General features: G+C 62.1%; 24 protein-coding genes. 10 read left to right on the top strand and 14 right to left on the bottom strand.

What is annotated here, in order from left to right:
• Nucleotides 1-556 precede the first annotated feature (556 nt).
• Nucleotides 557-1756, bottom strand: coding sequence for a tyrosine--tRNA ligase (tyrS, locus tag ACFY68_RS19475; RefSeq protein ID WP_387530526.1), 1200 nt, complete (start codon nt 1754-1756; stop codon nt 557-559).
• Between the two features lie 215 nt (nt 1757-1971).
• Between tyrS and ACFY68_RS19470 the strand changes: the two genes are divergently transcribed.
• Nucleotides 1972-3390 carry a peptidoglycan DD-metalloendopeptidase family protein gene (locus ACFY68_RS19470; RefSeq protein WP_387530523.1) on the top strand — a complete coding sequence of 473 codons (1419 nt, stop codon included), beginning with the start codon at nt 1972-1974 and terminating at the stop codon, nt 3388-3390.
• 3 nt (nt 3391-3393) lie between these two features.
• A complete protein-coding gene (locus tag ACFY68_RS19465; protein ID WP_387530520.1) occupies nt 3394-4485 on the top strand; it encodes an anhydro-N-acetylmuramic acid kinase in 1092 nt (363 codons plus the stop codon).
• Between the two features lie 71 nt (nt 4486-4556).
• Here the strand turns inward: ACFY68_RS19465 and erpA are convergent, their stop codons facing one another.
• Complete coding sequence (gene erpA / locus ACFY68_RS19460) at nt 4557-4907, bottom strand: iron-sulfur cluster insertion protein ErpA (protein ID WP_346613689.1); 351 nt, start codon at nt 4905-4907, stop codon at nt 4557-4559.
• Between the two features lie 146 nt (nt 4908-5053).
• Entirely contained in the window at nt 5054-6088 is a 1035-nt protein-coding gene (argC, locus tag ACFY68_RS19455) for an N-acetyl-gamma-glutamyl-phosphate reductase (RefSeq protein ID WP_346613688.1), read from the bottom strand.
• Nucleotides 6089-6230: 142 nt separating this feature from the next.
• Here argC and hemJ point away from each other — a divergent pair, with 142 nt between their 5' ends.
• The 6 genes from hemJ (at nt 6231) to ACFY68_RS19425 (ending at nt 10661) form a co-directional block, all read left to right on the top strand.
• Nucleotides 6231-6656: a protoporphyrinogen oxidase HemJ gene (gene hemJ / locus ACFY68_RS19450; RefSeq protein ID WP_346613687.1), complete on the top strand. Its 426-nt coding sequence runs from the start codon at nt 6231-6233 to the stop codon at nt 6654-6656.
• Nucleotides 6657-6686: 30 nt separating this feature from the next.
• Complete coding sequence (locus tag ACFY68_RS19445; RefSeq protein WP_387530516.1) at nt 6687-7643, top strand: NAD(P)H-dependent flavin oxidoreductase; 957 nt, start codon at nt 6687-6689, stop codon at nt 7641-7643.
• Nucleotides 7644-7710: 67 nt separating this feature from the next.
• Complete coding sequence (locus ACFY68_RS19440; RefSeq protein WP_346613685.1) at nt 7711-8493, top strand: SDR family oxidoreductase; 783 nt, start codon at nt 7711-7713, stop codon at nt 8491-8493.
• Nucleotides 8494-8557: 64 nt separating this feature from the next.
• Complete coding sequence (locus ACFY68_RS19435) at nt 8558-8896, top strand: histidine triad nucleotide-binding protein (RefSeq protein WP_341797412.1); 339 nt, start codon at nt 8558-8560, stop codon at nt 8894-8896.
• A gap of 66 nt (nt 8897-8962) precedes the next feature.
• On the top strand, nt 8963-9610 hold the full coding sequence (gene coq7 / locus ACFY68_RS19430) for a 2-polyprenyl-3-methyl-6-methoxy-1,4-benzoquinone monooxygenase (RefSeq protein WP_387530513.1): 648 nt from the start codon (nt 8963-8965) through the stop codon (nt 9608-9610).
• Nucleotides 9611-9620: 10 nt separating this feature from the next.
• The gene (locus tag ACFY68_RS19425; protein ID WP_387530510.1) at nt 9621-10661 is read left to right on the top strand and encodes a DUF2157 domain-containing protein; all 1041 of its coding nucleotides are present in this window, start codon (nt 9621-9623) and stop codon (nt 10659-10661) included.
• Nucleotides 10662-10700: 39 nt separating this feature from the next.
• Here the strand turns inward: ACFY68_RS19425 and ACFY68_RS19420 are convergent, their stop codons facing one another.
• The gene (locus ACFY68_RS19420; protein WP_016715792.1) at nt 10701-11123 is read right to left on the bottom strand and encodes an OsmC family protein; all 423 of its coding nucleotides are present in this window, start codon (nt 11121-11123) and stop codon (nt 10701-10703) included.
• 191 nt (nt 11124-11314) lie between these two features.
• Between ACFY68_RS19420 and crp the strand changes: the two genes are divergently transcribed.
• Nucleotides 11315-11959 carry a cAMP-activated global transcriptional regulator CRP gene (gene crp / locus ACFY68_RS19415; protein WP_346613681.1) on the top strand — a complete coding sequence of 215 codons (645 nt, stop codon included), beginning with the start codon at nt 11315-11317 and terminating at the stop codon, nt 11957-11959.
• Here the strand turns inward: crp and ACFY68_RS19410 are convergent.
• Genes ACFY68_RS19410 through ACFY68_RS19395 form a run of 4 tightly spaced genes read right to left on the bottom strand, consistent with a single transcriptional unit; the run spans nt 11956 to nt 15199 of the window.
• Nucleotides 11956-12660, bottom strand: a complete 705-nt coding sequence (locus tag ACFY68_RS19410) for a biotin/lipoate A/B protein ligase family protein (protein WP_387530505.1) — start codon at nt 12658-12660, stop codon at nt 11956-11958. The genes crp and ACFY68_RS19410 overlap by 4 nt on opposite strands.
• A 56-nt stretch (nt 12661-12716) precedes the next feature.
• Nucleotides 12717-13550, bottom strand: coding sequence for an indole-3-glycerol phosphate synthase TrpC (trpC, locus tag ACFY68_RS19405; protein ID WP_387530502.1), 834 nt, complete (start codon nt 13548-13550; stop codon nt 12717-12719).
• A complete protein-coding gene (gene trpD / locus ACFY68_RS19400; RefSeq protein ID WP_387530499.1) occupies nt 13547-14596 on the bottom strand; it encodes an anthranilate phosphoribosyltransferase in 1050 nt (349 codons plus the stop codon). The genes trpC and trpD overlap by 4 nt, the downstream gene beginning before the upstream one ends.
• A gap of 9 nt (nt 14597-14605) precedes the next feature.
• A complete protein-coding gene (locus tag ACFY68_RS19395; RefSeq protein ID WP_346613677.1) occupies nt 14606-15199 on the bottom strand; it encodes an aminodeoxychorismate/anthranilate synthase component II in 594 nt (197 codons plus the stop codon).
• Between the two features lie 373 nt (nt 15200-15572).
• Here ACFY68_RS19395 and estP point away from each other — a divergent pair, with 373 nt between their 5' ends.
• The gene (gene estP, locus ACFY68_RS19390; protein WP_387530496.1) at nt 15573-17462 is read left to right on the top strand and encodes an esterase EstP; all 1890 of its coding nucleotides are present in this window, start codon (nt 15573-15575) and stop codon (nt 17460-17462) included.
• Nucleotides 17463-17575: 113 nt separating this feature from the next.
• Here estP and trpE read toward each other — a convergent pair whose 3' ends face one another.
• From trpE to ACFY68_RS19360, 6 genes are all read right to left on the bottom strand, one after another.
• Entirely contained in the window at nt 17576-19057 is a 1482-nt protein-coding gene (trpE, locus tag ACFY68_RS19385) for an anthranilate synthase component I (protein ID WP_387530494.1), read from the bottom strand.
• A 67-nt stretch (nt 19058-19124) separates the two neighbouring features.
• Nucleotides 19125-19943, bottom strand: coding sequence for a phosphoglycolate phosphatase (locus tag ACFY68_RS19380; protein ID WP_387530491.1), 819 nt, complete (start codon nt 19941-19943; stop codon nt 19125-19127).
• Complete coding sequence (gene rpe, locus ACFY68_RS19375) at nt 19940-20614, bottom strand: ribulose-phosphate 3-epimerase (RefSeq protein ID WP_387530488.1); 675 nt, start codon at nt 20612-20614, stop codon at nt 19940-19942. Before rpe ends, ACFY68_RS19380 begins: the two co-directional genes overlap by 4 nt.
• A gap of 169 nt (nt 20615-20783) precedes the next feature.
• Nucleotides 20784-21611 (bottom strand): ABC transporter permease, encoded by an 828-nt coding sequence (locus ACFY68_RS19370; protein ID WP_346613672.1) that lies wholly within the window; start codon nt 21609-21611, stop codon nt 20784-20786.
• Between the two features lie 11 nt (nt 21612-21622).
• Nucleotides 21623-22870 carry an ABC transporter permease gene (locus ACFY68_RS19365; RefSeq protein ID WP_346613671.1) on the bottom strand — a complete coding sequence of 416 codons (1248 nt, stop codon included), beginning with the start codon at nt 22868-22870 and terminating at the stop codon, nt 21623-21625.
• Between the two features lie 139 nt (nt 22871-23009).
• On the bottom strand, nt 23010-24044 hold the full coding sequence (locus ACFY68_RS19360; protein ID WP_387530484.1) for an ABC transporter substrate-binding protein: 1035 nt from the start codon (nt 24042-24044) through the stop codon (nt 23010-23012).
• Nucleotides 24045-24071: the final 27 nt, after the last annotated feature.

Genomic DNA, 24071 nt, shown 5'->3' with positions numbered 1-24071 from the left:
AGCCCTTTCAGCACCACCTTAACTACTTAACTCCTTGAATCTCAAGGAGTTTGTCGTTCCGATGTCGCTGGAAGTGGGGCGCATTATAAGGGGATCTGGAAATGGGTCAAGGGTTAATTTCAGATATTTGAAATATTCCAGGCGAAGGCCGTACAAAGGCCACCAGGTACCCGCCACAACACATTCAGCGCCTATCAGATCGAGCGCCGCCCGCGCGGCGCATCGCGGCTAAAGCCGCTCCTACATTTGTTGCAACGTGCCATTCCAGTCAGGCCATGGTTGTCCGCCTTGGCGCATGGCTGAAGACGAGTGGGGCGCCCGCAGCGCCAGCCGGAATATCGCGCCGTGTAAACAAGGCTGACAACTATGACCTATCAGGCCATGGCACGTTGCAACAAATGTAGGAGCGGCTTTAGCCGCGATGCGCCGCGCGGGCGGCGCTCGGTCTCAAAGGCGCCGAATCCCCCCCAAGCCAAGCTCCTCTCAGCCCCCCACAAAAACAAAGCGGGGAGGCCTGTCGGCCTCCCCGCTTCTATATAGCTACACCAACAGGCAATCACTCTGCCTTCAGGGTAACCCGGGCAAACGACTTCTTGCCTGCCTGGCACACATGGGTCGCGCCTATCGCAAACACAAAGTCACGATCAACCACTGCACCGTCGACCTTCACCGCACCGCCGTTGAGAAGATCCCGCGCCATTGCCGAGTTTTTCACCAGCCCCGCCCGGTTCAGCACAGCAGCGATCGGCAAGCTTTCAGCCGCCGCCACTTCGATCTCGGGCAAGTCTTCCGGCAACTCACCATCCTTCATGCGATTACCCGCCGCACGGTGGGCATTGGCCGCCGCCTCTTCACCGTGGAAACGCGCAACGATCTCTTCCGCCAGCTTGATCTTGATATCACGCGGGTTCGCGCCATTGGCGACATCGGCACGGAACTGCTCGATCTCTTCCATCGAACGGAAGCTCAGCAACTCGAAATAGCGCCACATCAGCGTGTCCGGGATCGACACCAGCTTGCTGTACATCACCCCCGGCGCTTCCTGGATACCAACATAGTTGCCCAGCGACTTGGACATCTTCTTCACGCCATCCAGCCCTTCGAGCAGCGGCATGGTCACGATGTTCTGCGCTTCCTGGCCGTAGGAACGCTGCAACTCGCGCCCCATCAGCAGGTTGAATTTCTGGTCGGTACCGCCCAACTCCACGTCAGCGTTCAGCGCCACCGAGTCGTAACCCTGGACCAGCGGGTAAAGGAACTCGTGGATAGCAATCGGCTGGTTGGTGGTGTAACGCTTGTCGAAGTCATCACGCTCAAGCATGCGCGCCACGGTGTACTGCGATGCCAGGCGAATGAAGTCGGCCGGGGTCAGCGCGTCCATCCAGGTGGAGTTGAACGCGACTTCGGTCTTGGCCGGGTCGAGAATCTTGAACACCTGCTGTTTATACGTCTCGGCGTTCTCCAGCACCTGCTCACGGGTCAGCGGCGGACGCGTGGCGCTCTTGCCGCTCGGGTCACCGATCATCCCGGTGAAGTCACCGATCAGGAAGATGACTTGATGGCCCAGCTCCTGGAACTGGCGCAGCTTGTTGATGAGCACGGTGTGCCCCAGATGCAGGTCAGGCGCAGTCGGGTCGAAACCTGCCTTGATACGCAGAGGCTGGCCGCGTTTGAGCTTCTCCACCAGTTCCGACTCGACCAACACTTCTTCCGCACCGCGCTTGATAAGCGCCAGCTGCTCTTCAACCGACTTCATAGACAGACCCGCAAGGCTCAGATTCAAGGGGAGCCAACCATACAAGATCGGCCATCAAATACAAGTTTCGCAATGGAATGTGACCTGACCGCAGGCTTGCGGCGTCTACGCGCCCTTGCGTGAAAATGGATTTGGTTATATTTTATACAGTTATTTCATCTTCATCATGTCATTCATCTTTTCCATATTCATTTTTCTTCAAAAGTCACCTACCTATGACCAACGAAACGCCTAAAGCGCCCCCGCTTTATCCGAAAAGCCATCTGTTGGCCGCAAGCGGCATCGCCGCCCTGCTCAGCTTGGCCCTGCTGGTATTCCCGTCCAGCGAAGTCGAAGCCAAGAAGACCACCCTCAGCCTCGAACTGGAAAGCCCTGCCGAGCAGCTGAAGGACGAGTCCCAGGCCGCACCTCTGGTGCAGGGCCAAGCCGACCAGGGCTCACCTTTCGCACAGATCGAGGGCGGCCAAACGCAGACCGAGCAAGCAGCCCAGACAGCCCCAACCCCCGAAAAGAAGCCAGAGGCCAAGGAGCCAGGGCACCGCGAAGTCACCGTGGCACGCGGCGATACCCTTTCCACCCTGTTCGCCAAGGTAGGCCTGCCCGCCAATGCGGTGCACGACCTGCTGGCCAGCAACAAGCAGGCCAAGCAGTTCAGCCAACTGAAGCATGGCCAGGTGCTGCAGATCGAACTCGACAAGGACGGTCAGCTTGCCAGCCTGCATAGCAAGGTCAGCAACCTTGAAACCATCCGCCTGACCAAGACCGCCAAGGGTTACACCTTCGATCGAGAGATCAGCAAGCCGGTGGTACGCACTGCTTATGCGCACGGCGTAATCAAGAGCTCGCTGTCCGCCTCAGCCCAACGCGCCGGCCTGTCGCACAGCATGACCATGGACATGGCCAAGGTGCTTGGCTATGACATAGACTTCGCTCAGGACATTCGCCCAGGCGACGAATTCGACGTGGTCTACGAGCAGAAGGTCATGGACGGCAAGGTGGTTGGCACCGGCAATATCCTGTCTGCCCGCTTCACCAACCGCGGTAAGACCTACACTGCGGTGCGCTACACCAACAAGCAGGGCAACTCCAGCTACTACACGGCCGACGGCAACAGCCTGCGCAAAGCGTTCATCCGTACGCCGGTAGATTTTGCCCGCATCAGTTCGCGCTTCTCCGCTGGCCGCAAGCACCCGATTCTGAACAAGATCCGTGCGCACAAGGGTGTCGATTACGCAGCCCCGCGCGGCACGCCGATCAAGGCTGCCGGCGACGGCCGCATCGAACTGGCCGGCCGCCGTGGTGGCTACGGTAACACCGTGATCATCGCCCACGGCAACAGCTACAAGACGCTCTACGGGCACATGCAGGGCTTCGCCAAAGGCATCAAGACCGGCAGCAGCGTGAAACAGGGCCAGATCATCGGCTACATCGGCACCACCGGCCTTTCCACCGGCCCGCACCTGCACTATGAGTTCCAGGTCAATGGCGTGCACGTAGACCCACTGAGCCAGAAAGTGCCGATGTCCGACCCGATCGCCAAAGCCGAGCGCCAGCGTTTCCTGCAACAGAGCCAGCCACTGATCGCGCGTATGGATCAGGAAAAGGCCACCATGCTCGCAGCGAACAAGCGCTGACGTATGCCGCTCTACCTTGGGGTAATGTCCGGCACAAGCCTCGATGGCCTGGACATCGCATTGATCGATCAAGGCGGGCAGCTCGAACTGCTCGCCACGCACTACGTGCCGATGCCAAGCGACCTGCGTCAGCAATTACTCGACTTGTGCGCCAGCGGCCCTGACGAGATTGCGCGTGCCGCACTGGCGGAAAACCGCTGGGCCAGCCTGGCAGGCGAAGGTATCCAGCAATTGCTGGCAAAGCAGGGTTTACCGGCTCACGCCATTCGCGCCATCGGCAGCCACGGCCAGACCATTCGGCATGAGCCTGCCCGAGGCTTCACCGTGCAGATCGGCAACCCGGCACTGCTCGCCGAGCTCACCGGCATCAGCGTGGTAGCCGACTTCCGCCGTCGCGACGTGGCGGCTGGCGGCCAGGGCGCACCGCTGGTGCCGGCTTTCCATGAGACGCTGTTCAGCCACCTCGGCCAGCGCCTGGCTGTCCTTAATGTAGGCGGCTTCAGCAACCTCAGCCTGATCGAGCACGACAAGCCGGTACATGGCTTCGACTGCGGCCCAGGCAATGTGCTGCTGGATGCCTGGATCGAGCGCAAGCACCGCCAGGCTTATGATGCCGATGGTGCCTGGGCTGCCAGTGGCATTGTGCAGGCAGACCTGCTCAGCACCCTGCTGAGCGACCCGTTCTTCGCGGGCAGCGGCCCGAAGAGTACCGGCCGCGAAGTGTTCAACCTGGCCTGGCTGGATGGCCACCTCGCTCGGCTGCCGCACTACCGTGATCAGGATGTCCAGGCCACCCTGCTGGAGCTGACCGCGCAAAGCATCATCGAGTCCTTGCGTAACGCCCAGCAAGGTACTGAAGCCCTGCTGGTATGCGGTGGCGGTGCGCGCAATGGTGCACTTATGGCTCGCCTCGGCGAGTTGCTGCCCGATGCGCAGGTCGCCAGCACTGGGGCGCATGGTGTGGACCCGGACTGGGTCGAAGCCATGGCCTTTGCCTGGCTTGCCCATTGCTGCCTGGAAGGTATCGCCGCCAACCGCCCTAGCGTGACCGCAGCCAAGGGGTTACGCGTTCTCGGCGCGATCTACCCGGCCTGACCTCGCCACGACAGTGCAGGCCACAATGCAAAACGCCGCGCAATTGCGCGGCGTTTTCGTTCATCTAGGAATCAAATCGAGAACGACGACCCACAACCACAGGTAGTGGCTGCGTTAGGGTTCTTGATCACGAAGCGAGAACCTTCCAGGCCTTCCTGATAGTCCACCTCGGCGCCCGCCAGGTACTGGTAGCTCATGGGGTCAACCACCAGCGACACACCTTCGCGCTCGACGATGGTGTCATCTTCGGCCACATCTTCATCGAAGGTGAAACCGTACTGGAAGCCTGAGCAGCCACCGCCGGTCACGAAAACACGCAGTTTCAGACGATCATTGCCTTCCTCGGAAACCAGGGTCTTCACCTTTTGCGCGGCGCCGTGAGTGAATTCCAAAGCCGTGGGGGTGAAGGTTTCGACGCTCATGTTGATTCTCCCGGCGCAGTAGCCGCCATAAAACTCGATGACGCGCATTATCCGCTTCTCCGAGAAAATCGGTCAACAATTGTGCGGCTTTAGTCGCGGCAAACAAAAAGGCCCGCACGCGGCGGGCCTTTTCAACCGACAATCGCTTACGGCAGCAGACCAGCGTGGGACAGCCCCATGCGCTCGTCCAGGCCGAACAGGATGTTCAGGTTCTGCACGGCCTGGCCGGACGCGCCCTTGACCAGGTTGTCGATGACCGACAGCACCACCACCAAGTCGCCCCCCTGCGGGCGATGAACGGCAATACGGCAGACGTTGGCGCCGCGCACACTGCGGGTTTCCGGGTGGCTGCCTGCAGGCATCACGTCGACGAACGGTTCGTCTGCATAACGCTTTTCGAACAGTGCCTGCAGGTCGACCGACGTGTCGGCGACGGTGGCGTACAAGGTCGAATGGATCCCGCGGATCATCGGGGTCAGGTGTGGCACGAAGGTCAGGCCGATGTCCTTGCCGGCAGCCAGGCGCAGGCCTTGGCTGATTTCCGGCAGGTGCCGGTGACCTTTGACCGCATAAGCCTTCATGCTCTCGCCTGCCTCACAGAACAGTGAGCCCACGGCAGCACCACGGCCAGCGCCACTGACACCCGATTTGCAATCGGCGATAAGGCGCGACGGGTCGGCCAGACCAGCTTCGAGCAGCGGCAGGAAACCGAGCTGGGTCGCGGTCGGGTAGCAACCCGGCACGGCAATCAGGCGCGCCTGGCGAATCTTCTCGCGGTTGACCTCAGGCAGGCCGTAGACCGCATCCTTGAGCAGCTCTGGGGCACCGTGCGGCTGGCCGTACCACCTCGCCCACTCGTCAGCATCCTGCAGACGGAAGTCAGCGGACAGGTCGATGACCTTGGTGCCAGCCGCCAGCAACTCGCCCGCGAGGGCATGGGCAACACCGTGCGGGGTAGCGAAGAACACCACGTCGCAGGCAGCCAGGGCCTTGCTGTCGGGCACACTGAATGCCAGGCCGTCATAGTGGCCGCGCAGGTTCGGGTACATGTCGGCGACCGCCACGCCCGCCTCGGAACGCGAAGTGATGACCGCCACTTCGGCCTGTGGATGCTGTGCCAGCAGACGCAACAGTTCGACGCCGGTGTAACCCGTGCCGCCGACGATACCGACCTTGATCATAACGCTTGCCCCTTATCAACGAGCCGTCTGGAAAGCGCACGATAATAGGGGCGCAAGGCGCCTGTAACAACTCTTCGGGTGACCCTTCGGGTGCTTGGCCTCTACTATCTGACGACCGTGAATACCTGAAGGAACTCTCTCCATGCTTTACCTATGGATCAAAGCGTTGCACATCGTCAGCGTGGTCTGCTGGTTCGCCGGCCTGTTCTACCTGCCGCGGCTGTTCGTCTACCACGCCCAGAGCCAGGACAGCATCAGCCAGGAACGCTTCACGACCATGGAGCGCAAGCTGTATCGCGGCATCATGAACCCGGCGATGATCGCCACCTATGTGTTCGGCGCCTGGATGCTCTACCTCACCCCGGGCTGGCTGAGCCAAGGCTGGCTGCACGCCAAGCTCACCCTGGTAATCCTGCTCACCGGCTACCATCACATCTGTGGCGCCCAGCGCAAACGCTTCGCCAACGGCACCAACACCCGCAGCCATGTGTACTACCGCTGGTTCAACGAGGTCCCGGTGCTGATCCTGCTGGGCATCGTAATTCTCGTGGTGGTCAAACCGTTCTGACGATAACCATCCTGCACCGGAGCCTCGCCCATGTCCCTGCCCGCCTCGCTAGAACAACGCCTGCGCTTGCCCGTCGTAGCTGCGCCGATGTTCCTGATATCCAACCCCGGGTTGGTCCTGGCCTGCTGCGGCAGCGGCGTGGTCGGCAGCTTCCCCGCCCTGAACCAACGCGACAGCGCCGGTTTCAAGGCTTGGCTTGAACAGATCGAAGCGGGCCTGGCGCAGTTGCAGGCGCCAGCACCGTATGCGGTCAACCTGATCGTCCACCCCACCAACCCGCGCCTGCAGGCTGACCTGGCACTGTGCGTCGAGCATCGCGTGCCGATTGTCATCACCAGCCTCGGCGCCGTGAAGGAGGTGGTGGATGCCGTCCACAGCTATGGCGGCCTGGTGTTCCATGACGTAACTACCCGGCGCCATGCCGAGAAGGCCGCCGAGGCGGGTGTTGATGGTCTGATCGCCGTTGCGGCGGGGGCCGGTGGGCATGCCGGCACCTGGAGCCCGTTCGCCCTGGTAGCTGAAATACGCCAGTTCTTCGACAAGACATTGCTGCTGGCCGGTTGCATCAACCATGGGCATGAGGTTCTTGCCGCCCAATTGCTGGGGGCGGACCTTGCGTACATGGGTACCCGCTTCATCGCTACCCAGGAAAGCCATGCGCAGGAAGCCTATAAACAGATGCTGCTCGGCGCCCATGCTGCGGACATTGTCCACACCCCGGCGGTGTCCGGCATCCCGGCAAGCTTCCTGCGCCCGAGCCTGGAACGTGCCGGCTATGACATGGCCGCACTGAAAAACGCCACTGAGCAGGGCAAACTCAAACCCATCGACGATGAAGCCAAGGCCTGGAAGACGGTATGGTCCGCTGGCCAAGGTGTCGGCGATATACATGACCTGCCCTCTGCCACGGCGCTGATCGAGCGCCTGCACGGCGAGTACCAGGCAGCCCTGAAACACAGCAAATCGATGTGCACCAAGGCCTCGTAGCAAAACGCAACACCTTGCTTGGCCAAGCTGTACACTAGGCGCCCTCTTTTGCCCCCAGGAGCCTTGCATGACCCGTTACGCCATGATCACTGGTGCTTCCAGCGGCCTGGGCCTGGCCCTGGCGGAAGCCCTGGCGCGGCGCGGGCGCAACCTGATCCTGGTGGCACGCCATCGCGAAACGCTTGAACCCGTGGCCATCGAGCTGACCCAGCGCTTCGGCGTCGAAGTACTGTTCCGCGCTTGCGACCTGAGCCAGCCGCTGCGCCTGTCCGGCTTTGTGCTGGAACTGGAAGAAGGCGAGCGGCGCATCGACCTGCTGGTCAACTGCGCCGGCCAGCGAACCTATGGCCCGTTCCTCGCCCACGAATGGGCAGACGAGCAAGACCTGCTGGAGGTCAACATCCTGGCCATGAGCCGGCTGTGCCATGCCATCGGCAACCTTATGGCGGTACAGGGCGGCGGGCAGATCCTCAATGTCGCAGGCCTGGCCGCCTTCGCACCCGGCCCCTCGATGGCCACCTATGCTGCCAGCAAAGCTTACGTGCTGAACTTCAGCGAAGCCTTGCGCGAAGAGCTCAAGCCCACCGGCATCAAGGTTTCGGTCCTGTGCCCCGGCCCGGTGCGCGCTTCGCGCCGGCCCATTCCCAGGCTCGATGGCAACAGCCGCTGCCTGAGCCCGGAGGAAGTGGCGCTGTATACCGTACGCGCGCTGGCCAAGAACCGTGCGCTGATCATGCCGGTGCGGCGTAACCAGTGGCTGGCCTTCGCTCCGCGCCTGTTGCCCCGCTGGCTGACGCGCAAGCTTGCAGGCTTCATCCACCGCCGCTACTGCCCGGTCGGAATGGAATAGCCACTGGGCGAGTGGCGCCTGGCTCAGTACACTCGGCCGGGACCCTCACCATGGAGCAAGTGCTGTGGACGATTTATTCATCAAGATCATCAACCGGGAGATTCCGGCCAAGATCATCTACGAGGACGACCAGGTTCTGGCGTTCCACGATATCGCGCCCCAGGCGCCGGTGCATTTTCTGGTCATCCCGAAAAAACACATCCGTACCCTCAATGACCTGACCGAGGACGACAAGGGCCTTGCCGGTCATATCCTGTTCACCGCCCAGCGCCTGGCCAAAGAACTTGGCTGCGATGATGGCTTCCGCGTGGTCATGAACTGCAACGAGCAAGGTGGGCAGACCGTCTACCACATCCATATGCACGTGCTCGGCCAACGCCAGATGCACTGGCCACCGGGCTGACCCAAGGCAAGCCCGCCTCGGGCGATTGAGGTAAACTGTCGGGCATCACTTCAGCGGAGGTGCCCGATGGCTACCGAACGTCACTATTCGCCGCTCGACCGCTTGTTGCTGCAGGCCGATACCGCCATGCGCACCTTGCTGCCCTTCAGCGGCCACCCGTCCCGGCCGTCGCCGGCCATCGTCCAGCCGGACGTCGAACTGGACGACAGCCAGACCCGGCACATTGCCGGGCTCATGCGCATCAACCATACCGGCGAAGTCTGCGCCCAGGCGCTGTATCAGGGCCAGGCCCTGACCGCCAAATTGCCGCAGGTGCGCAAGGCAATGGAACACGCTGCCGAAGAAGAAATCGACCACCTGGCCTGGTGCGAACAGCGCATCCGCCAGCTAGGCAGCCACCCGAGCGTCCTCAACCCTTTGTTCTACGGGATGTCGTTCGGCATCGGCGCCCTCGCCGGCCTGGTCAGCGACAAGGTCAGCCTGGGCTTCGTCGCTGCCACTGAGCATCAGGTGTGCAAACACCTGGACGAGCACCTGGAGCAAATCCCCGACGAGGACGAGAAGTCCCGTGCCATTCTCGAACAGATGCGGGTGGATGAAGAGCAACATGCCGAGTCGGCCCTCGAAGCTGGCGGTTATCGCTTCCCCGCGCCCGTTCGCTTTGGCATGAGCATGCTGGCCAAGGTCATGACCAAGAGCACCTACCGCATCTAAGGGCACGCCCATGACGGACCGTATCGACGCCAAGGACCTGGCGCGCGCCGTGCAAGCCGGCATTCTCCAGCCGGGCCAGGATCAGGCCCTGCTGGACTTTCTTCGCCAGCAGCCAGCCGCACGAGGGAGTTTCCAGCTGAGCCACGTCGCTTTCTACTTCGGCGCCCTGCTGATCATGGGAGCGATGGGCTGGTTACTCACCGAAGCCTGGATGCGCATCGGCGATTGGGCACTGCTGGGCACCGCCGCGCTTTACATCGCCCTGCTCACCACGTTCGCCCTCAGCCTGCAAAGGCGCCAGCAGCCTATCGCCGCTGGCGTGTTGGCGGCGGTTGCGGTGAGCATCGTGCCTTTGGCGGTGTTCGCCATCGAACGCCTGGCCGGATGGTGGCCGCTGGATGATCGGCAAACGGACTATCACCAGTATTACACCTACGTGCAGGGCGGCTGGCTGGTGATGGAAGCGGCCACAGTGGTCGCCGGTCTGCTGATGCTGCGCTTGATCTCCTACCCGTTCATCGTGATGCCGATTGCCATCGCGCTGTGGTTCATGTCGATGGACCTAAGCGAGTGGGTGTTCGGCTCGCCGTTCAGCTGGGAGCAGCGGCGCACGGTTTCGCTATGGTTCGGGCTTGGGCTGCTGCTGGTGTTTCTGGTGGTCGACGGCCGTACTCGTGAGGACTATGCCCACTGGGGTTACCTGGCAGGGCTCGCTGCGTTCTGGGGTGGGCTGACAATGATGGAAAGCGACAGTGAACTGGGCAAGGCGTTGTATTGCCTGATCAACCTTGGGTTGATGGCAATGGCGGTGCTGCTGCGCCGGCCGCTGTTCATGGTGTTCGGAGCGTTAGGGGTGGCGGCTTATCTGGGGTATCTGTCTTACGAGGTGTTTGCCGAATCACTGCTGTTCCCGGTGGTGGTGACGCTGATCGGGCTGGGGGTCATCGGTTTGGGGCTGGCGTATCAGAAGCGCCGGGAGCACCTGAGCCAGTCAGTGCGACGTCGAGTACCACGCTGGCTGATGGCCGCTCTGCCGGCCTTGCGTAACTGAAGATCGCCGGGGCCACTGCGCGGCCCCGGACCAGCGGGGTTAACCCAGCTCTACAATCTCGTAGCCGTGGGTAATCTCAACACCGGCGCGCTCCAGCATGATCGACGCCGAGCAGTACTTTTCGGCCGACAGCTCCACCGCACGCTTGACCTGCGCTTCTTTCAGCGCACGGCCCTTCACCACGAAATTCATGTGAATCTTGGTGAACACCTTCGGGTCTTCGCTGGCGCGCTCGGCTTCAAGGAAGGCTTCACAGCTTTCCACCGCCTGACGCGATTTCTTCAGGATGCTCACCACGTCGAAGCTGCTGCAGCCACCCAGGCCGAGCAAGAGCATTTCCATAGGGCGCACGCCCAGGTTACGACCGCCAGCTTCGGGCGGGCCATCCATCACCACGACGTGGCCGCTCCCCGATTCGCCGAGGAACATCGCTTCACCGGCCCACTGGATGCGTGCCTTCATCTGTCCATACTCCTGGATTTCGCAAAAGGGTGTCAGCTTAAGCCTTGTATGGCTGTCGGAAAAGCTCAACACGCGTCGCATTTGTGCCGAAACATCCTGCAGTGTCTGATAAGCTGGCGCCAATTGACTGACGCGTCGCGTCAGCCAACCTCAAACAAGAGCCTATGCGTCGCATCGAACAGGATTTCGTGATGGTTGCCTCAGCCCTACCCGCCAAGATCAAGAACATCGACAAGCTGCTGGTGCACTGCCAGCGCCGCCGCTACACCGCCAAGAGCAACATTATCTGCGCCGGTGACCGAGCCGAAACGCTGTCGTTCATCCTCAAGGGTTCAGTCACCATCATCATCGAAGATGACGAAGGTCACGAGATGATCATCGCCTACCTCAACAATGGCGATTTCTTCGGTGAGCTAGGCCTGTTCGAAACGGCGGGCAGCGACCAGCAACGCAGTGCCTGGGTGCGCGCCAAGACCGAATGCGAAGTGGCGGAAATCAGCTACGACAAGTTCCGCGACCTGGCCCGGCAAGACCCGGACATCCTCTACGCCCTCGGTAGCCAGATGGCCCAACGCCTGCGCAACACCACCCGCAAGGTCGGCGACCTGGCCTTCTTCGACGTCACTGGCCGGGTTGCCCGCTGCCTGCTCGACCTGTGCAAACAGCCAGACGCCATGACCCACCCGGACGGTATGCAGATCAAGATCACGCGTCAGGAAATTGGCCGTATTGTCGGTTGCTCGCGGGAAATGGTTGGCCGCGTCCTCAAGGACCTTGAGGAGCGCAGCCTGGTCCAGGTCAAGGGCAAGACCATGGTGGTCTACGGTACCCGTTAATCTTTTGGCAGGTTCGCCAGTACTTCTTCGTAGGCCTGCGACAGGCGCTCGAACCAGGGCGCCGCGGGTGCCACTTCATGCAGGGCGATGTGGCTGTCGGCACGGCAGCGCTGCTCGAGTTCGCAACACTCATTGAAACGGTTGACCGCAGCCACCATCGACTCTCGCTCGTTATCCAGCAACAACGCACCGTGCACCAGTACCACCGGCCGCTTGCCACCCAGGCCCTGGCGCCAGCGCTGGGCGGTGCCGACCAACTTGCGGCCATTGAGGTTGACGTTGAAGCGGCCATCGCAGAAGGCACCGTCGATTTCGCCGACCGAAGCCACACCTCCCCACTCGCGCAGCACATCGCACAACGGCAGGCAAAGGCGCTCGTAAGCGTTTTCGATGCGGCCGTGGTCGCCCTCGCTGCGTGGCGCTACGTACACCAGCGCCACATTCACCGTGGCATGCGACTGCGGCACCGGCTCGCCACCGGTTTCGCGAAGCAGCACCGGCCAGCCGGCGATCGCCAGCTCCGAACAGGCCGCTTCGAAGTTGTCCAGCCGGCTCATGCGCCGGGGCATGACCAGGGCATGGTCAGTCGGGCGCCAAAACAGCACGCCGTAGTCGCGTTCACCGCGGCATACCGCTGCCAGCAAGTCCTGTTCGGCGTGCAGGCCTTGTTCGACGGTCAAAGCCAGGGGTTGGTCAGTCATTGGCCACCTTTGTTTCAGGCAAACAAAAAAGCCGGCAAAAGCCGGCTTCGTCTTGATCAGTCCAGTTGCTGAACAGTCTTCTTCACCTGGTCCGGGAAGAACAACCGCTGCAATTCCAGCCCCGGTTGCTCGGCCCGCATGAACGCCTCACCCACCAGGAACGAATAGACCTCGTTGATTGCCATCAACTCGACATCGGCACGGTTTAGAATGCCGCTCTCGGTAATGGCCAGGCGGTCACGCGGAATGCGTGGCAGCAGGTCGAGTGTGGTGTCCAGGCTGACTTCGAACGTATGCAGGTTGCGGTTGTTGACACCCACCAGTGGTGTGTCGAGGGTATTCAGTGCACGCTCCAGTTCATCGCCATCGTGCACTTCAACCAGTACATCAAGGCCGACATCCTTGGCCGTAGCAGCCAGCTCGGCCATCTTCACGTCGTCCAGCGCCGATACGATCAGCAGCACACAGTCGGCACCCAGGGCACGGGCCTCGACGATCTGGTAAGGGTCGACCATGAAGTCCTTGCGGATCACAGGCAGCGAAACAGCGGCACGTGCCTGCTGCAGGTACTCATCCGCCCCCTGGAAGTAGTCCACGTCAGTCAGCACCGACAGGCAGGTCGCCCCGCCCTTTTCATAGCTGACGGCAATTTCCGACGGCACGAAGTTCTCGCGGATGACACCCTTGCTCGGCGAGGCCTTCTTGATTTCGGCGATCACTGCAGGCTGCTTGCGCTTGGCCTGCTCGATCAACGCATTGGCAAAGCCGCGTGGAGCATCGGCCTGCTTGGCAAGCTGCTCCAGCTCGGCAAGGCTGACGCGCGCGCTGCGCTCGGCCACTTCCTGGAACTTGCGGGCGATGATCCTTTCCAGCACCGTCGGGACACTCATGCTTCGTTCTCCACCTTGAATACCGCCGTAAATGCACCCAGCTCCTGCAGCTTCTCCCAGGCCAGCCCGGTATGCAGTACGTCGTGGGCGAGTTCAACCCCTTGCGCCAGAGTCATGGCATGGTCGGCGGCATACAGGGCCGCGCCCGCGTTGAGCACGATCATTTCTGCAGCCTTCTGGCCGTTTTCGGTCTTGCGCCGGCCCAGCGCATCACGGATCAGCTCCAGCGATGCCTGTGGGTTCTCGACCGCCAGGCCATGCAGGCTCTGGCTCTTCATGCCGAGGTCTTCCGGCTCGACCCAGTATTCGGTGATCTGGTCATTTTTCAGCTCAGCGACGAAGGTGGGTGCCGCCAGGCTGAATTCGTCCAGGCCATCCTTCGAATGCACCACCAGCACATGCTTGCTGCCCAGGCGTTGCAGCACTTCGGCCAGAGGGCGGCACAGCGCCTGGCTGAACACGCCAACCACCTGGTGCTTCACACCGGCCGGATTCGTAAGCGGGCCAAGCATGTTGAACAGGGTGCGCAGCCCCAGGTCGCGACGCGGGCCGGCGGCATGTTTCATAGCGGAGTGATGGCTCTGGGCGAACATGAAACCGATGCCCAGGCTGTCGATGCAGCGCGCGACCTGCACCGGCGTCAGGTTCAGGTAGATGCCGGCGGCTTCCAGCAGGTCGGCACTACCGCTCTTGCCGGATACCGCGCGGTTACCATGCTTGGCCACAGTGCAGCCCGCCGCCGCCAGGACGAACGAGGAGGCAGTGGAAACGTTGAAAATGTTGGCACCATCACCGCCGGTGCCAACGATGTCGACGACGCCATCGAGGCTTTTCAGCTCGACCTTGTCGGCCAGTTCGCGCATCACCGACACCGCACCGACGATCTCATCGATGCTTTCGCTTTTCATGCGCATGCCCATGAGGAAGGCACCGATCTGCGCCTCGCTGCACTGGCCGGTCATGATCTGGCGCATGACGTCGCGCATTTCTTCGGTGGAAAGGTCCAGTTGGCCGACGATACGGCTCAACGCGCTTTTGATATCCATGCTCGGTCCTTAGCGGCGGCCGCCGGTCTGCTTGAGGAAGTTGGCGAACAGCTCGTGGCCCTGCTCGGTCAGGATGGACTCGGGGTGGAACTGCACCCCTTCAATATTCAGGGTCTTGTGACGCAGGCCCATGATCTCGTCGACCGAACCGTCGTCATGGGCTGTCCAGGCGGTCACCTCCAGGCAATCAGGCAGAGTTTCGCGCTTGACCACCAGGGAATGGTAGCGGGTTACGGTAAGAGGGTTGTTGAGGCCGGCGAACACGCCCAGGTCCCGGTGGTATACCGGGCTGGTCTTGCCATGCATCACCTGGCGGGCCCGTACGACATCACCACCAAAGGCTTGGCCAATGGACTGGTGGCCCAGGCATACACCAAGGATCGGCAGCTTGCCGGCGAAATGCAGGATGGCTTCGATGGAAACACCGGCTTCGCTCGGTGTGCACGGGCCAGGCGAGACGACAATGCGCTCAGGGTTGAGGGCTTCGATCTCGGCAACGGTGATTTCGTCGTTGCGCATGACCTTGACGTCGGCACCTAACTCGCCAAGGTATTGCACGACGTTGTAAGTGAATGAGTCGTAATTGTCGATCATCAGTAACATCAGGCTAAACCTCTAGAATCTACTGACTTTAAAAGTCGAACCTTCCTACGCCATAAACAGACACGGCGCTGCCACTAAGGGCGCTCGAAAACGGACAGGAAGGCATACAGGGACGGGCCGGGCGGGCCGGCAAGAGATAAAGTCAGGCGCGCCAACGCCAACGGGCGTGGGCCTTGATAACGCGCATCAAGAGTTTGCTGACGATCAACACGGGATAGGTCTCGCTCATACTTGCAGGCACAGTAGCCTACCGGGGCGGCGGGCGCAATATGCCGGTAAACACACGAAACGAATGGACTTGGAAGCTATGCCCCGCGATTTGCTATGGTCGCTCGGGTTGTTCTCATAAAAACAATGAAAAGGATGTTCATCGATGCGAAAACCACCGTTATTGCGCTTTACCGTGGCTACATTGGCGCTGGCGTGCAGCCAGGCGTTCGCTGCCCCCTCCCCTTACTCGAGCATGATCGTGTTCGGCGACAGCCTGGCCGATGCCGGGCAGTTTCCCGACCTGACCGGCGGTACGGCGGGCATGCGGTTTACCAATCGTGACGAGAATGGCAACTTCGCACCCGTCTCACCGATGATTCTTGGCGGGCGATTGGGCGTAAGCCCGGATGATCTGAACCCGTCCACATCACTAGGGATACGCCCCGATGGCAACAACTGGGCCGTGGGTGGCTACACCACCCAGCAGATTCTCGACTCCATCACGCAGACTTCCCAGCTCGTCATTCCTCCCGGCACTATCGGTGCTGGAGCCGTACTTCGAGAGCGCCCCGGCTACCTGGCAAACGGCCTTCGCGCCGACCCCAATGCTCTCTATTACCTGACCGGCGGTGGTAACGATTTTCTGCAGGGCTTGGTAAACAGCCCTGCCGACGCCGCGGCCGCAGGCTCACGCCTGGCCGCCAGCGCCCAGGCCCTGCAACAAGGTGGGGCGCGCTACATCATGGTCTGGCTGCTCCCGGACCTTGGCCAGACACCGAACTTCAGCGGCACCCCGCAACAAAACCCGCTGTCGCAGCTATCCGCCTTGTTCAACCAGGCATTGGTTAGCCAACTGGGCCAGATCGACGCCCAGATCATCCCGCTGAACATTCCGGTGCTGCTGAGCGAAGCCGTGGCCAACCCGACGCAGTTCGGCCTGGCCAGCGGCCAGAACCTGATCGGCACCTGCTACAGCGGCGACAGTTGCGTGGCAAACCCGGTGTACGGCATCAACGGCAGCAACCCCGACCCAACCAAGCTACTGTTCGATGATTCGGTGCACCCGACCATCGCCGGCCAGCAGTTGATTGCGGACTATGGCTACTCGATCCTTTCAGCCCCCTGGGAGCTGACGCTGCTGCCGGAAATGGCCCACGCCAGCCTGCACGCGCACCAGGACGAGTTGCGCAACCAGTGGCAGACACCCTGGCAAGCGGTCGGCCAATGGCAGGCCTTTGTCGCCACCGGTGCGCAAGACCTCGACTTCGACAGCCAGCGCAGTGCGGCCGACGCTGACGGGCGCGGCTATAACCTGACGCTGGGGGGCAGTTACCGGCTCAACGATGCATGGCGGGTCGGGCTTTCCGGTGGTGTCTATCGACAGAAACTGGAGGCAGGTGAACAGGACTCGGACTATAAGCTCGACAGCTACCTGGCCAGCGCCTTCGCCCAGTTCCGTCACGACCGTTGGTGGGCCGACGCTGCGCTGAGCGCCGGGCACCTGGATTACCGCGACCTCAAGCGCACGTTCGCACTGGGCGTGAATGATCGCAGCGAGAAAGGCGACAGCAATGGCGAAGCCTGGGCGGTGACGGGCCGGCTGGGCTATAACCTGGCGCCCGACAGCAGCACCTGGCAACTGGCGCCGTTCATCAGTGCCGACTATGCGCGGGTCAAAGTCGATGGCTATGACGAAAAGGGTGGGCGCTCCACGGCGATGGGCTTCGACGACCAGGAGCGCACCTCGCGGCGCTTGGGCGCAGGCCTGCTGGGCAGTGTGCAGCTGATGCCGGGTACGCGGGTGTTCGCCGAGGTGGCGCGCGAGCATGAGTTCGAGGATGACCAGCAGGACGTGACGATGCACCTGACGACACTGCCGGCCAATGACTTCACGCTTACCGGATATACGCCAAACAGCAATCTGACCCGCGCCAGCCTGGGGCTGAGCCATGAGCTGGTGGCCGGGGTGCATTTGCGCGGGAACTACAACTGGCGCAAGAGTGATGAGTTGACCCAGCAAGGGGTCAGCCTGGGGATAACCCTGGATTTCTAAGCCAACCTGTTAAAGCCCCTCGCCGGCAAGCCGGCTCCCACCATGCCGGCAGTGCCGCGAGACCTGTGGGAGCTGGCTTGCCGGCGATTGGGCTGCAAGGCAGCCCCTGCGTTCTACTCGGCAGGCGCCTGCTCGGCCAGGGCCACTGCGCGGAACATTGCCCGGCGCTTGTTGATGGTTTCTTCCCATTCCAGCGCCGGCACCGAGTCGGCGACGATACCGCCACCAGCCTGCACATGCAGTTCGCCGTCTTTGATCACCGCTGTGCGAATGGCAATCGCGGTGTCCATGTTGCCGTTCCAGGCAAAGTAGCCCACCGCACCACCGTATACGCCACGCTTGACCGGCTCCAGCTCGTCGATGATCTCCATCGCACGGATCTTCGGCGCCCCCGACAACGTGCCCGCCGGCAGAATCGCCCGCAGGGCGTCCATGGCGGTCAGGCCCTCAGCCAGCTGGCCGGTGACGTTGGAAACGATGTGCATGACGTTCGAGTAACGCTCGATCACCATCTTCTCGGTCAGGCGCACGCTACCGGTGGACGACACACGGCCCACATCGTTGCGGCCCAGGTCGATCAGCATCAAGTGCTCGGCAATTTCCTTGTCGTCCGACAACAGGTCGTCTTCCAGCGCACGGTCCGCCTCTTCGGTAGCCCCGCGCGGGCGGGTACCGGCAATCGGGCGTACGGTGACCAGATTATCTTCCACCCGCACCAGCACTTCAGGCGAACTGCCGACCACATGGAAGTCACCGAAGTTGAAGAAGTACATGTACGGCGTCGGGTTGAAACAACGCAGCGCACGGTACAAGTCGATGGGCGCCGCCTTGAAGTCGATCGACATGCGCTGGGAAGGCACCACCTGCATGCAGTCGCCGGCCAGGATGTATTCCTTGACCGTGTCCACCGCCCGCTCGTAGTCACCCTGAGTGAAGCTGGAGCGGAAGGCCGGCTCAGCGGCCATCGGGCGGCTCAGGTCCAGGCCTCGGCGCGGGGTGATAGGCTCGCGCAGCTTGGCCAACAGGCCTTGCAGGCGCGCCTGGCCCTGTTCGAAAGCCTGCTCCTCGGACGGGTCGACCAGGACGATCGCGTGCATCTTGCCGGCCAGGTTGTCGAACACCACCACGGCATCCGAGACCATCAGCAGGATGTCCGGCACGCCCAGCGGGTCCGGGTTCGGGCAGGCGCCCAGGCGTTTTTCCACATAACGCACACAGTCGTAGCCGAAGTAACCGACGAGGCCGCCATTGAAGCGCGGCAGGCCAGCGATGTCGGCGACCTTGTAGCGGTCCTTGAAGGTTTCGACGAAGGCCAGTGGGTCTTCCACATCATGGCTTTCGACTTCTTCGCCATCCTGCAGGATGCTCACGTGGTAGCCATGCACCCGCATCACCGTGCGCGACGGCAAGCCGATCATCGAGTAACGGCCCCACTTCTCGCCGCCTTGCACGGATTCGAGCAGGTACGAGTTGGCCTGGTCGGCCAGCTTCAGGTAGATGGACAGCGGGGTATCGAAGTCGGCCAGGGTTTCACAGGCCAGGGGGATGCGGTTGTAGCCGGCAGCAGCCAGGCGCAGGAATTCTTCGCGGGTCATGAGTAGCCTCGGGGCAACAGTAAGAGTCAGGCAAACGGACGGGCCGGCAGGCGCCGGCGGGCAGAAGTCAGGCGCGCCAACGCCAACGGGCCAGGGCCTTGATGACTTTCATCCAGAATTTGCCAGTAACCACCACGGTGGGCTCTCTGTTTTGTGAGGCTTGAAGGTCCGCCAACGTTATCCCAGTGTCGGTGACTACGCAACCAGGCAGCAACAGGCGCAAGTCGCCAATTACCAGGGTGGGCGACTCCTCATCGATAGGCCGGCCATGGTTGTAGCCGTAGCTCAGGCCAACACACTGCACACCGGCAGCCTTGGCCGCCAGCACGTCACTGCGCGAATCGCCGACAAACAGCGCCTGGCTTGGCTCGACGCCCGCCATTTTCATGACGAACAGCAAGGCGGCAGGGTCGGGCTTTTTCTGTGGCAGGGTGTCACCGCCGATGATCCAGCGGAAATAGCGGCCGATCTTCATCTGGTCGAGCAACGGGGCGACGAAGCGCTCCGGCTTGTTGGTGATCAGCGCCATCTCCACACCCTGCTTGCGCAACCAGCGCAGCGTGTCGTGCACACCGGGGTAGACCACCGTCAGTTCATGGCTTTCGGCGTACGCCTCCATGAACAGCGCCAAGCCACGCTCGGCCAGTTCGTCATCGACTGCCGAGTGATCGAGGCCACCGGCAAGCGCACGGCGCACCAGCACCGGCGCGCCGTTGCCGACCCAGTGCCGCACGGCATCGAGCCCTGCGGCCGGTCGGCCCAATTCGAGCAGCATACGGTCAACGGCTGCAGCCAGGTCGGGAACTGAATCGATCAGGGTACCGTCCAGATCGAACATCACCAGCCTGGGCAGCGTCCCCGGGAACAGCTGCTCGAAGCCGCTCATGGGCGCGCCTGAGCCAGTTCTTCGCGCATTTTGGCGATGACTTCACGATAGTCCGGCGCATTGAAGATGGCCGAGCCGGCCACGAACGTATCGGCGCCAGCGGCAGCGATTTCACGAATATTGTTGACGTTGACCCCACCGTCGATTTCCAGGCGGATGTCACGGCCGCTGGCGTCGATCAGCGCGCGGGCTTCGCGCAGCTTGTCGAGGGTGCCAGGGATGAACTTCTGCCCACCGAAGCCTGGGTTGACGCTCATCAGCAGCACCATGTCGACCTTGTCCATCACGTACTTCAGCGCGTCCAGGCTGGTGGCCGGGTTGAACACCAGGCCGGCCTTGCAGCCACCATCCTTGATCAACTGCAGCGAGCGGTCGATGTGCTGCGAGGCTTCCGGGTGGAAGGTGATGTAGCTGGCACCGGCTTCGATGAAGTCGCCGATGATGCGGTCGACCGGGCTGACCATCAGGTGCACGTCGATCGGCGCGGTCACGCCGTACTTGCGCAGCGCTGTGCAGACCATCGGGCCGATGGTCAGGTTGGGTACGTAGTGGTTGTCCATCACATCGAAGTGGACGATGTCGGCGCCCGCTTCCAGCACGGCATCGACATCGGCACCCAGGCGGGCGAAATCGGCGGACAGAATGGAGGGGGCAATAGCGTAGGGCTGCATGGCGCACCTGTTGGCAGAATCACGGTGGCGCGCATTGTAACCGTTTTAACCTGTTCCGGCCTCTTCGCGGCTAAAGCCGCCCCCACAGGTTCTGTGCACAGCTGGCGACCTGCGCAATCCCTGTGGGGGCGGCTTTAGCCGCGAAGGGGCCGGCGCAGGCAGCCCATCATCAGGCGGGCTGTTGAGTCCTGAGCTTCTCGCTGCGCCCGCGCAGCCACTCCAAGGTCAGCAACAGCACCACCGAGAAGGCGATCAACAACGTCGCCGCCGCCGCAATGGTCGGGCTAAGGTTTTCGCGGATGCCGCTGAACATCTGCCGAGGCAGGGTGGCCTGCTCCGGCCCGGCGAGGAACAGCGTCACCACCACTTCATCGAACGAGGTGGCAAAGGCGAACAGTGCCCCCGAGATCACCCCAGGCGCGATCAGCGGCAACGTCACCTTGCGAAAGGCCAGCAAAGGCGAGGCGCCGAGGCTGGCCGCAGCACGCACCAGGTTGTAATTGAAGCCCTGCAGGGTGGCCGACACGGTGATGATGACGAACGGCACCCCCAGCACCGCGTGTACCAGGATCAGCGAGATGAAGCTGTTGCCCATGCCCAGCGGGGCGAAGAACAGGTAGCTGGCCACCCCGATGATCACCACCGGCACCACCATTGGCGAAATCACCAGCGCCATCACCAGCGACTTACCGGGAAAGTCCCCGCGGGTCAGGCCGATCGACGCCAATGTGCCGAAAACCATCGCCAGCACCGTAGCGGCGGGGGCGACGATGATGCTGTTCTTCAGCGCGCGCATCCACTCGGCCGAGGCGAAGAAGTCCTGATACCACTGCAGCGAGAAGCCCTGCAGCGGGTAGACCAGGAAACTGCCACTGTTGAACGACAGCGGCACGATCACCAGCACCGGCAACACCAAAAACAGCAGGATCAGGCCGCACAGAATCCGCAGGCTGTAGAACCACACCCGCTCCACGGGCGACATGTAGGGGCTAAGCATCACAAGGCTCCTCAGCTCAGGCGCAGGCGGCTGGCGCCAACCAGCCAGCTATAGATCAGGTACAGCAGCACGGTCGCCAGAAGCAGAAGGCCGCCCAGCGCGGTGGCCATGCCCCAGTTGATGCTGGTGTTGGTATAGAAAGCAACGAAGTAGCTGACCATCTGGTCGTTCGGGCTGCCGAGCAGCGCCGGGGTGATGTAGTAGCCGATGGCCAGGATGAACACCAGCAGGCAACCCGCGCCAACGCCTGCGTAGGTCTGCGGGAAGTACACCCGCCAGAAGCTGGCGAACGGGTGGCAGCCCAGCGAGATGGCGGCGCGCATGTAGCTCGGCGAAATACCTTTCATCACGCTGTACAGCGGCAGGATCATGAACGGCAACAGGATGTGCACCATCGAGATGTACACCCCGGTGCGGTTGAACACCAGTTCCAGCGGCTGGTCGATGATGCCCATCGCCATCAGCGCGCTGTTGATCAGGCCGCCTGACTGCAGCAGCACGATCCACGCCGCCACACGCACCAGGATCGAGGTCCAGAACGGCAGCAACACCAGGATCATCAGCAGGTTGCTCTGCCGGGTCGGCAAGTTGGCCAGCAGGTAGGCCAGGGGGTACGCCAGCAGCAGGCAAATGACCGTGATCACCACACCCATCCACAGGGTGCGGGCAAAGATATCCAGGTAGATGGCTTGGTCGGGAGTGGCCTTGGCCAGTTCGCCGAGGTCGTCGATACGGTGGTCGACCGACGCCAGCAGGTAATAGGACGTGACACTGCTGGTGTTGCGACGCACCGCCTGCCAGTACGCAGGGTCGCCCCAACGTTCGTCAAGGGCCTGCAGCGCTTCCTTGTAAGAAGCAGGTTCGGCCTTGAACGGCAGCGCCCGGGCAGTCTTCGACAACAGGCTGCGATAACCGGCCAGTTCCATGTTCAAGCGCTTGGACAGGTCGCCCAGCGACTGATTCTTGCGCGCCTCAGGCAGGTCAAGGCTCAGCGCTTTGTACACGTCCTCGCCCGGCAGGCCTTTGCCATCCCACTGTTGCACCGCTTCGACGGTGCGAGGCAGGCCGGCGACCACTTCGGGGTTGCCGACGCTTTTGTACAGCAGCGCCGCAATCGGCACCAGGAACACCAGCAGCAGGAACAGCGCCAGCGGCGCGATCAACGCCTGCGCCTTCCAGCGGTTGATGCGCTCGGCATGCTTGAGGCGCTGTTTCAGATTTGGACCTGCGCCTTCGGTGAGGGGCACTGCAATGGCCATGGTGGACTCCGCAAAACAGGCTGTAATTGGGGCTGCTGCGCAGCCCATCGCCGGCAAACCGGCTGCCACACCCCCAGGCTTTCACCTCACCTGTGGGAGCCGGCTTGCCGGCGATGAGCCGCGTAGCGGCACCCTGTGTTTACTTCTTCGCCGCCCAGGCGTTGAAGCGTTGCTCCAGCTGCTCGCTGTTGTCCGCCCAGAACGCCACGTCGATCTGCACCTGATTGGCGATGTTGTCAGGCGTGGTCGGCATGTCCTTCTTCACAGCATCCGCCAGCAGCGGGACGGCCTTGGAGTTGGCCGGGCCATAGGCGATGTTCTCGGAGTAGGTCTTCTGCTGCTCAGGCTGGACGGTGAAGGCAATGAACTTCTTCGCGGCGTCCACATCCTTGGCGCCTTTCGGGATGGCCCAGGCGTCGAAGTCGTAGATCCCACCGTTCCACACCACCTTGAGGTTGCTCTCTTTCTGCACGGCGGCGATGCGGCCGTTGTAGGCGGAACTCATGACCACGTCACCCGACGCCAGGTACTGTGGCGGCTGGGCGCCAGCTTCCCACCACTGGATGCTTGGCTTGAGTTCGTCGAGTTTCTTGAAGGCGCGGTCCTGGCCTTCTTTGGTGGCCAGCACTTTGTAGACTTCCTTCGGCGCGACGCCGTCGGCCATCAAGGCGAACTCCAGGGTGTACTTGGCGCCCTTGCGCAGGCCACGCTTGCCCGGGAACTGCTTGGTATCCCAGAAATCGGCCCAACTGGTAGGCGCAGTCTTGAGCTTGTCGGCGTTGTAGGCCAGCACCGTGGACCAGACGAAGAAGCCAACACCGCAGGGCTGGATTGCACCCGGTACATAGTCGGCCTCGCTCCCGAACAGCGCCGGGTCGAGCTCTTCGAACATGCCTTCGTCGCAACCGCGCGCCAGCTCTGGCGACTCTACCTCGACCAGGTTCCAGGAGACGCTCTTGGTATCGACCATGGCTTTGACCTTGGCCATCTCACCGTTGTACTCACCGGCGACGATCTTGCCATTGCCGGCATTCTCCCAGGGCTCGTAGAACGCCTTGACCTGGGCTGCCTTGTTGGCGCCGCCGAAGGAAACCACGGTAAGGTCTGCCGCCATGGCCTGGCCGGCGGCGAACAGGCCGAGGGCCAGGGCGGTCAGTTTTAGCTGCTTGCGCATTATTATTCTCTCCACAGTACAGGGTTG

Source organism: Pseudomonas sp. NPDC012596 (assembly GCF_042902325.1).
Lineage (GTDB): Bacteria > Pseudomonadota > Gammaproteobacteria > Pseudomonadales > Pseudomonadaceae > Aquipseudomonas.
This window is presented reverse-complemented; position numbering and strand designations above follow the sequence as displayed.

What these genes read in the sequence shown, in the direction of transcription:
- tyrS (WP_387530526.1), bottom strand. Translation starts at nt 1,756, where the DNA reads ATGAAGTCGGTTGAAGAGCAGCTGGCGCTTATCAAGCGCGGTGCGGAA.
- ACFY68_RS19360 (WP_387530484.1), bottom strand. Translation starts at nt 24,044, where the DNA reads ATGCGCAAGCAGCTAAAACTGACCGCCCTGGCCCTCGGCCTGTTCGCC.
- ACFY68_RS19440 (WP_346613685.1), top strand. Translation starts at nt 7,711, where the DNA reads ATGACCCGTTACGCCATGATCACTGGTGCTTCCAGCGGCCTGGGCCTG.
- ACFY68_RS19410 (WP_387530505.1), bottom strand. Translation starts at nt 12,660, where the DNA reads ATGACTGACCAACCCCTGGCTTTGACCGTCGAACAAGGCCTGCACGCC.
- trpC (WP_387530502.1), bottom strand. Translation starts at nt 13,550, where the DNA reads ATGAGTGTCCCGACGGTGCTGGAAAGGATCATCGCCCGCAAGTTCCAG.
- ACFY68_RS19425 (WP_387530510.1), top strand. Translation starts at nt 9,621, where the DNA reads ATGACGGACCGTATCGACGCCAAGGACCTGGCGCGCGCCGTGCAAGCC.
- crp (WP_346613681.1), top strand. Translation starts at nt 11,315, where the DNA reads ATGGTTGCCTCAGCCCTACCCGCCAAGATCAAGAACATCGACAAGCTG.
- erpA (WP_346613689.1), bottom strand. Translation starts at nt 4,907, where the DNA reads ATGAGCGTCGAAACCTTCACCCCCACGGCTTTGGAATTCACTCACGGC.
- trpD (WP_387530499.1), bottom strand. Translation starts at nt 14,596, where the DNA reads ATGGATATCAAAAGCGCGTTGAGCCGTATCGTCGGCCAACTGGACCTT.
- ACFY68_RS19380 (WP_387530491.1), bottom strand. Translation starts at nt 19,943, where the DNA reads ATGAGCGGCTTCGAGCAGCTGTTCCCGGGGACGCTGCCCAGGCTGGTG.
- ACFY68_RS19395 (WP_346613677.1), bottom strand. Translation starts at nt 15,199, where the DNA reads ATGTTACTGATGATCGACAATTACGACTCATTCACTTACAACGTCGTG.
- ACFY68_RS19470 (WP_387530523.1), top strand. Translation starts at nt 1,972, where the DNA reads ATGACCAACGAAACGCCTAAAGCGCCCCCGCTTTATCCGAAAAGCCAT.
- ACFY68_RS19445 (WP_387530516.1), top strand. Translation starts at nt 6,687, where the DNA reads ATGTCCCTGCCCGCCTCGCTAGAACAACGCCTGCGCTTGCCCGTCGTA.
- coq7 (WP_387530513.1), top strand. Translation starts at nt 8,963, where the DNA reads ATGGCTACCGAACGTCACTATTCGCCGCTCGACCGCTTGTTGCTGCAG.
- ACFY68_RS19465 (WP_387530520.1), top strand. Translation starts at nt 3,394, where the DNA reads ATGCCGCTCTACCTTGGGGTAATGTCCGGCACAAGCCTCGATGGCCTG.
- argC (WP_346613688.1), bottom strand. Translation starts at nt 6,088, where the DNA reads ATGATCAAGGTCGGTATCGTCGGCGGCACGGGTTACACCGGCGTCGAA.
- rpe (WP_387530488.1), bottom strand. Translation starts at nt 20,614, where the DNA reads ATGCAGCCCTACGCTATTGCCCCCTCCATTCTGTCCGCCGATTTCGCC.
- estP (WP_387530496.1), top strand. Translation starts at nt 15,573, where the DNA reads ATGCGAAAACCACCGTTATTGCGCTTTACCGTGGCTACATTGGCGCTG.
- hemJ (WP_346613687.1), top strand. Translation starts at nt 6,231, where the DNA reads ATGCTTTACCTATGGATCAAAGCGTTGCACATCGTCAGCGTGGTCTGC.
- ACFY68_RS19420 (WP_016715792.1), bottom strand. Translation starts at nt 11,123, where the DNA reads ATGAAGGCACGCATCCAGTGGGCCGGTGAAGCGATGTTCCTCGGCGAA.
- ACFY68_RS19365 (WP_346613671.1), bottom strand. Translation starts at nt 22,870, where the DNA reads ATGGCCATTGCAGTGCCCCTCACCGAAGGCGCAGGTCCAAATCTGAAA.
- ACFY68_RS19370 (WP_346613672.1), bottom strand. Translation starts at nt 21,611, where the DNA reads ATGCTTAGCCCCTACATGTCGCCCGTGGAGCGGGTGTGGTTCTACAGC.
- trpE (WP_387530494.1), bottom strand. Translation starts at nt 19,057, where the DNA reads ATGACCCGCGAAGAATTCCTGCGCCTGGCTGCTGCCGGCTACAACCGC.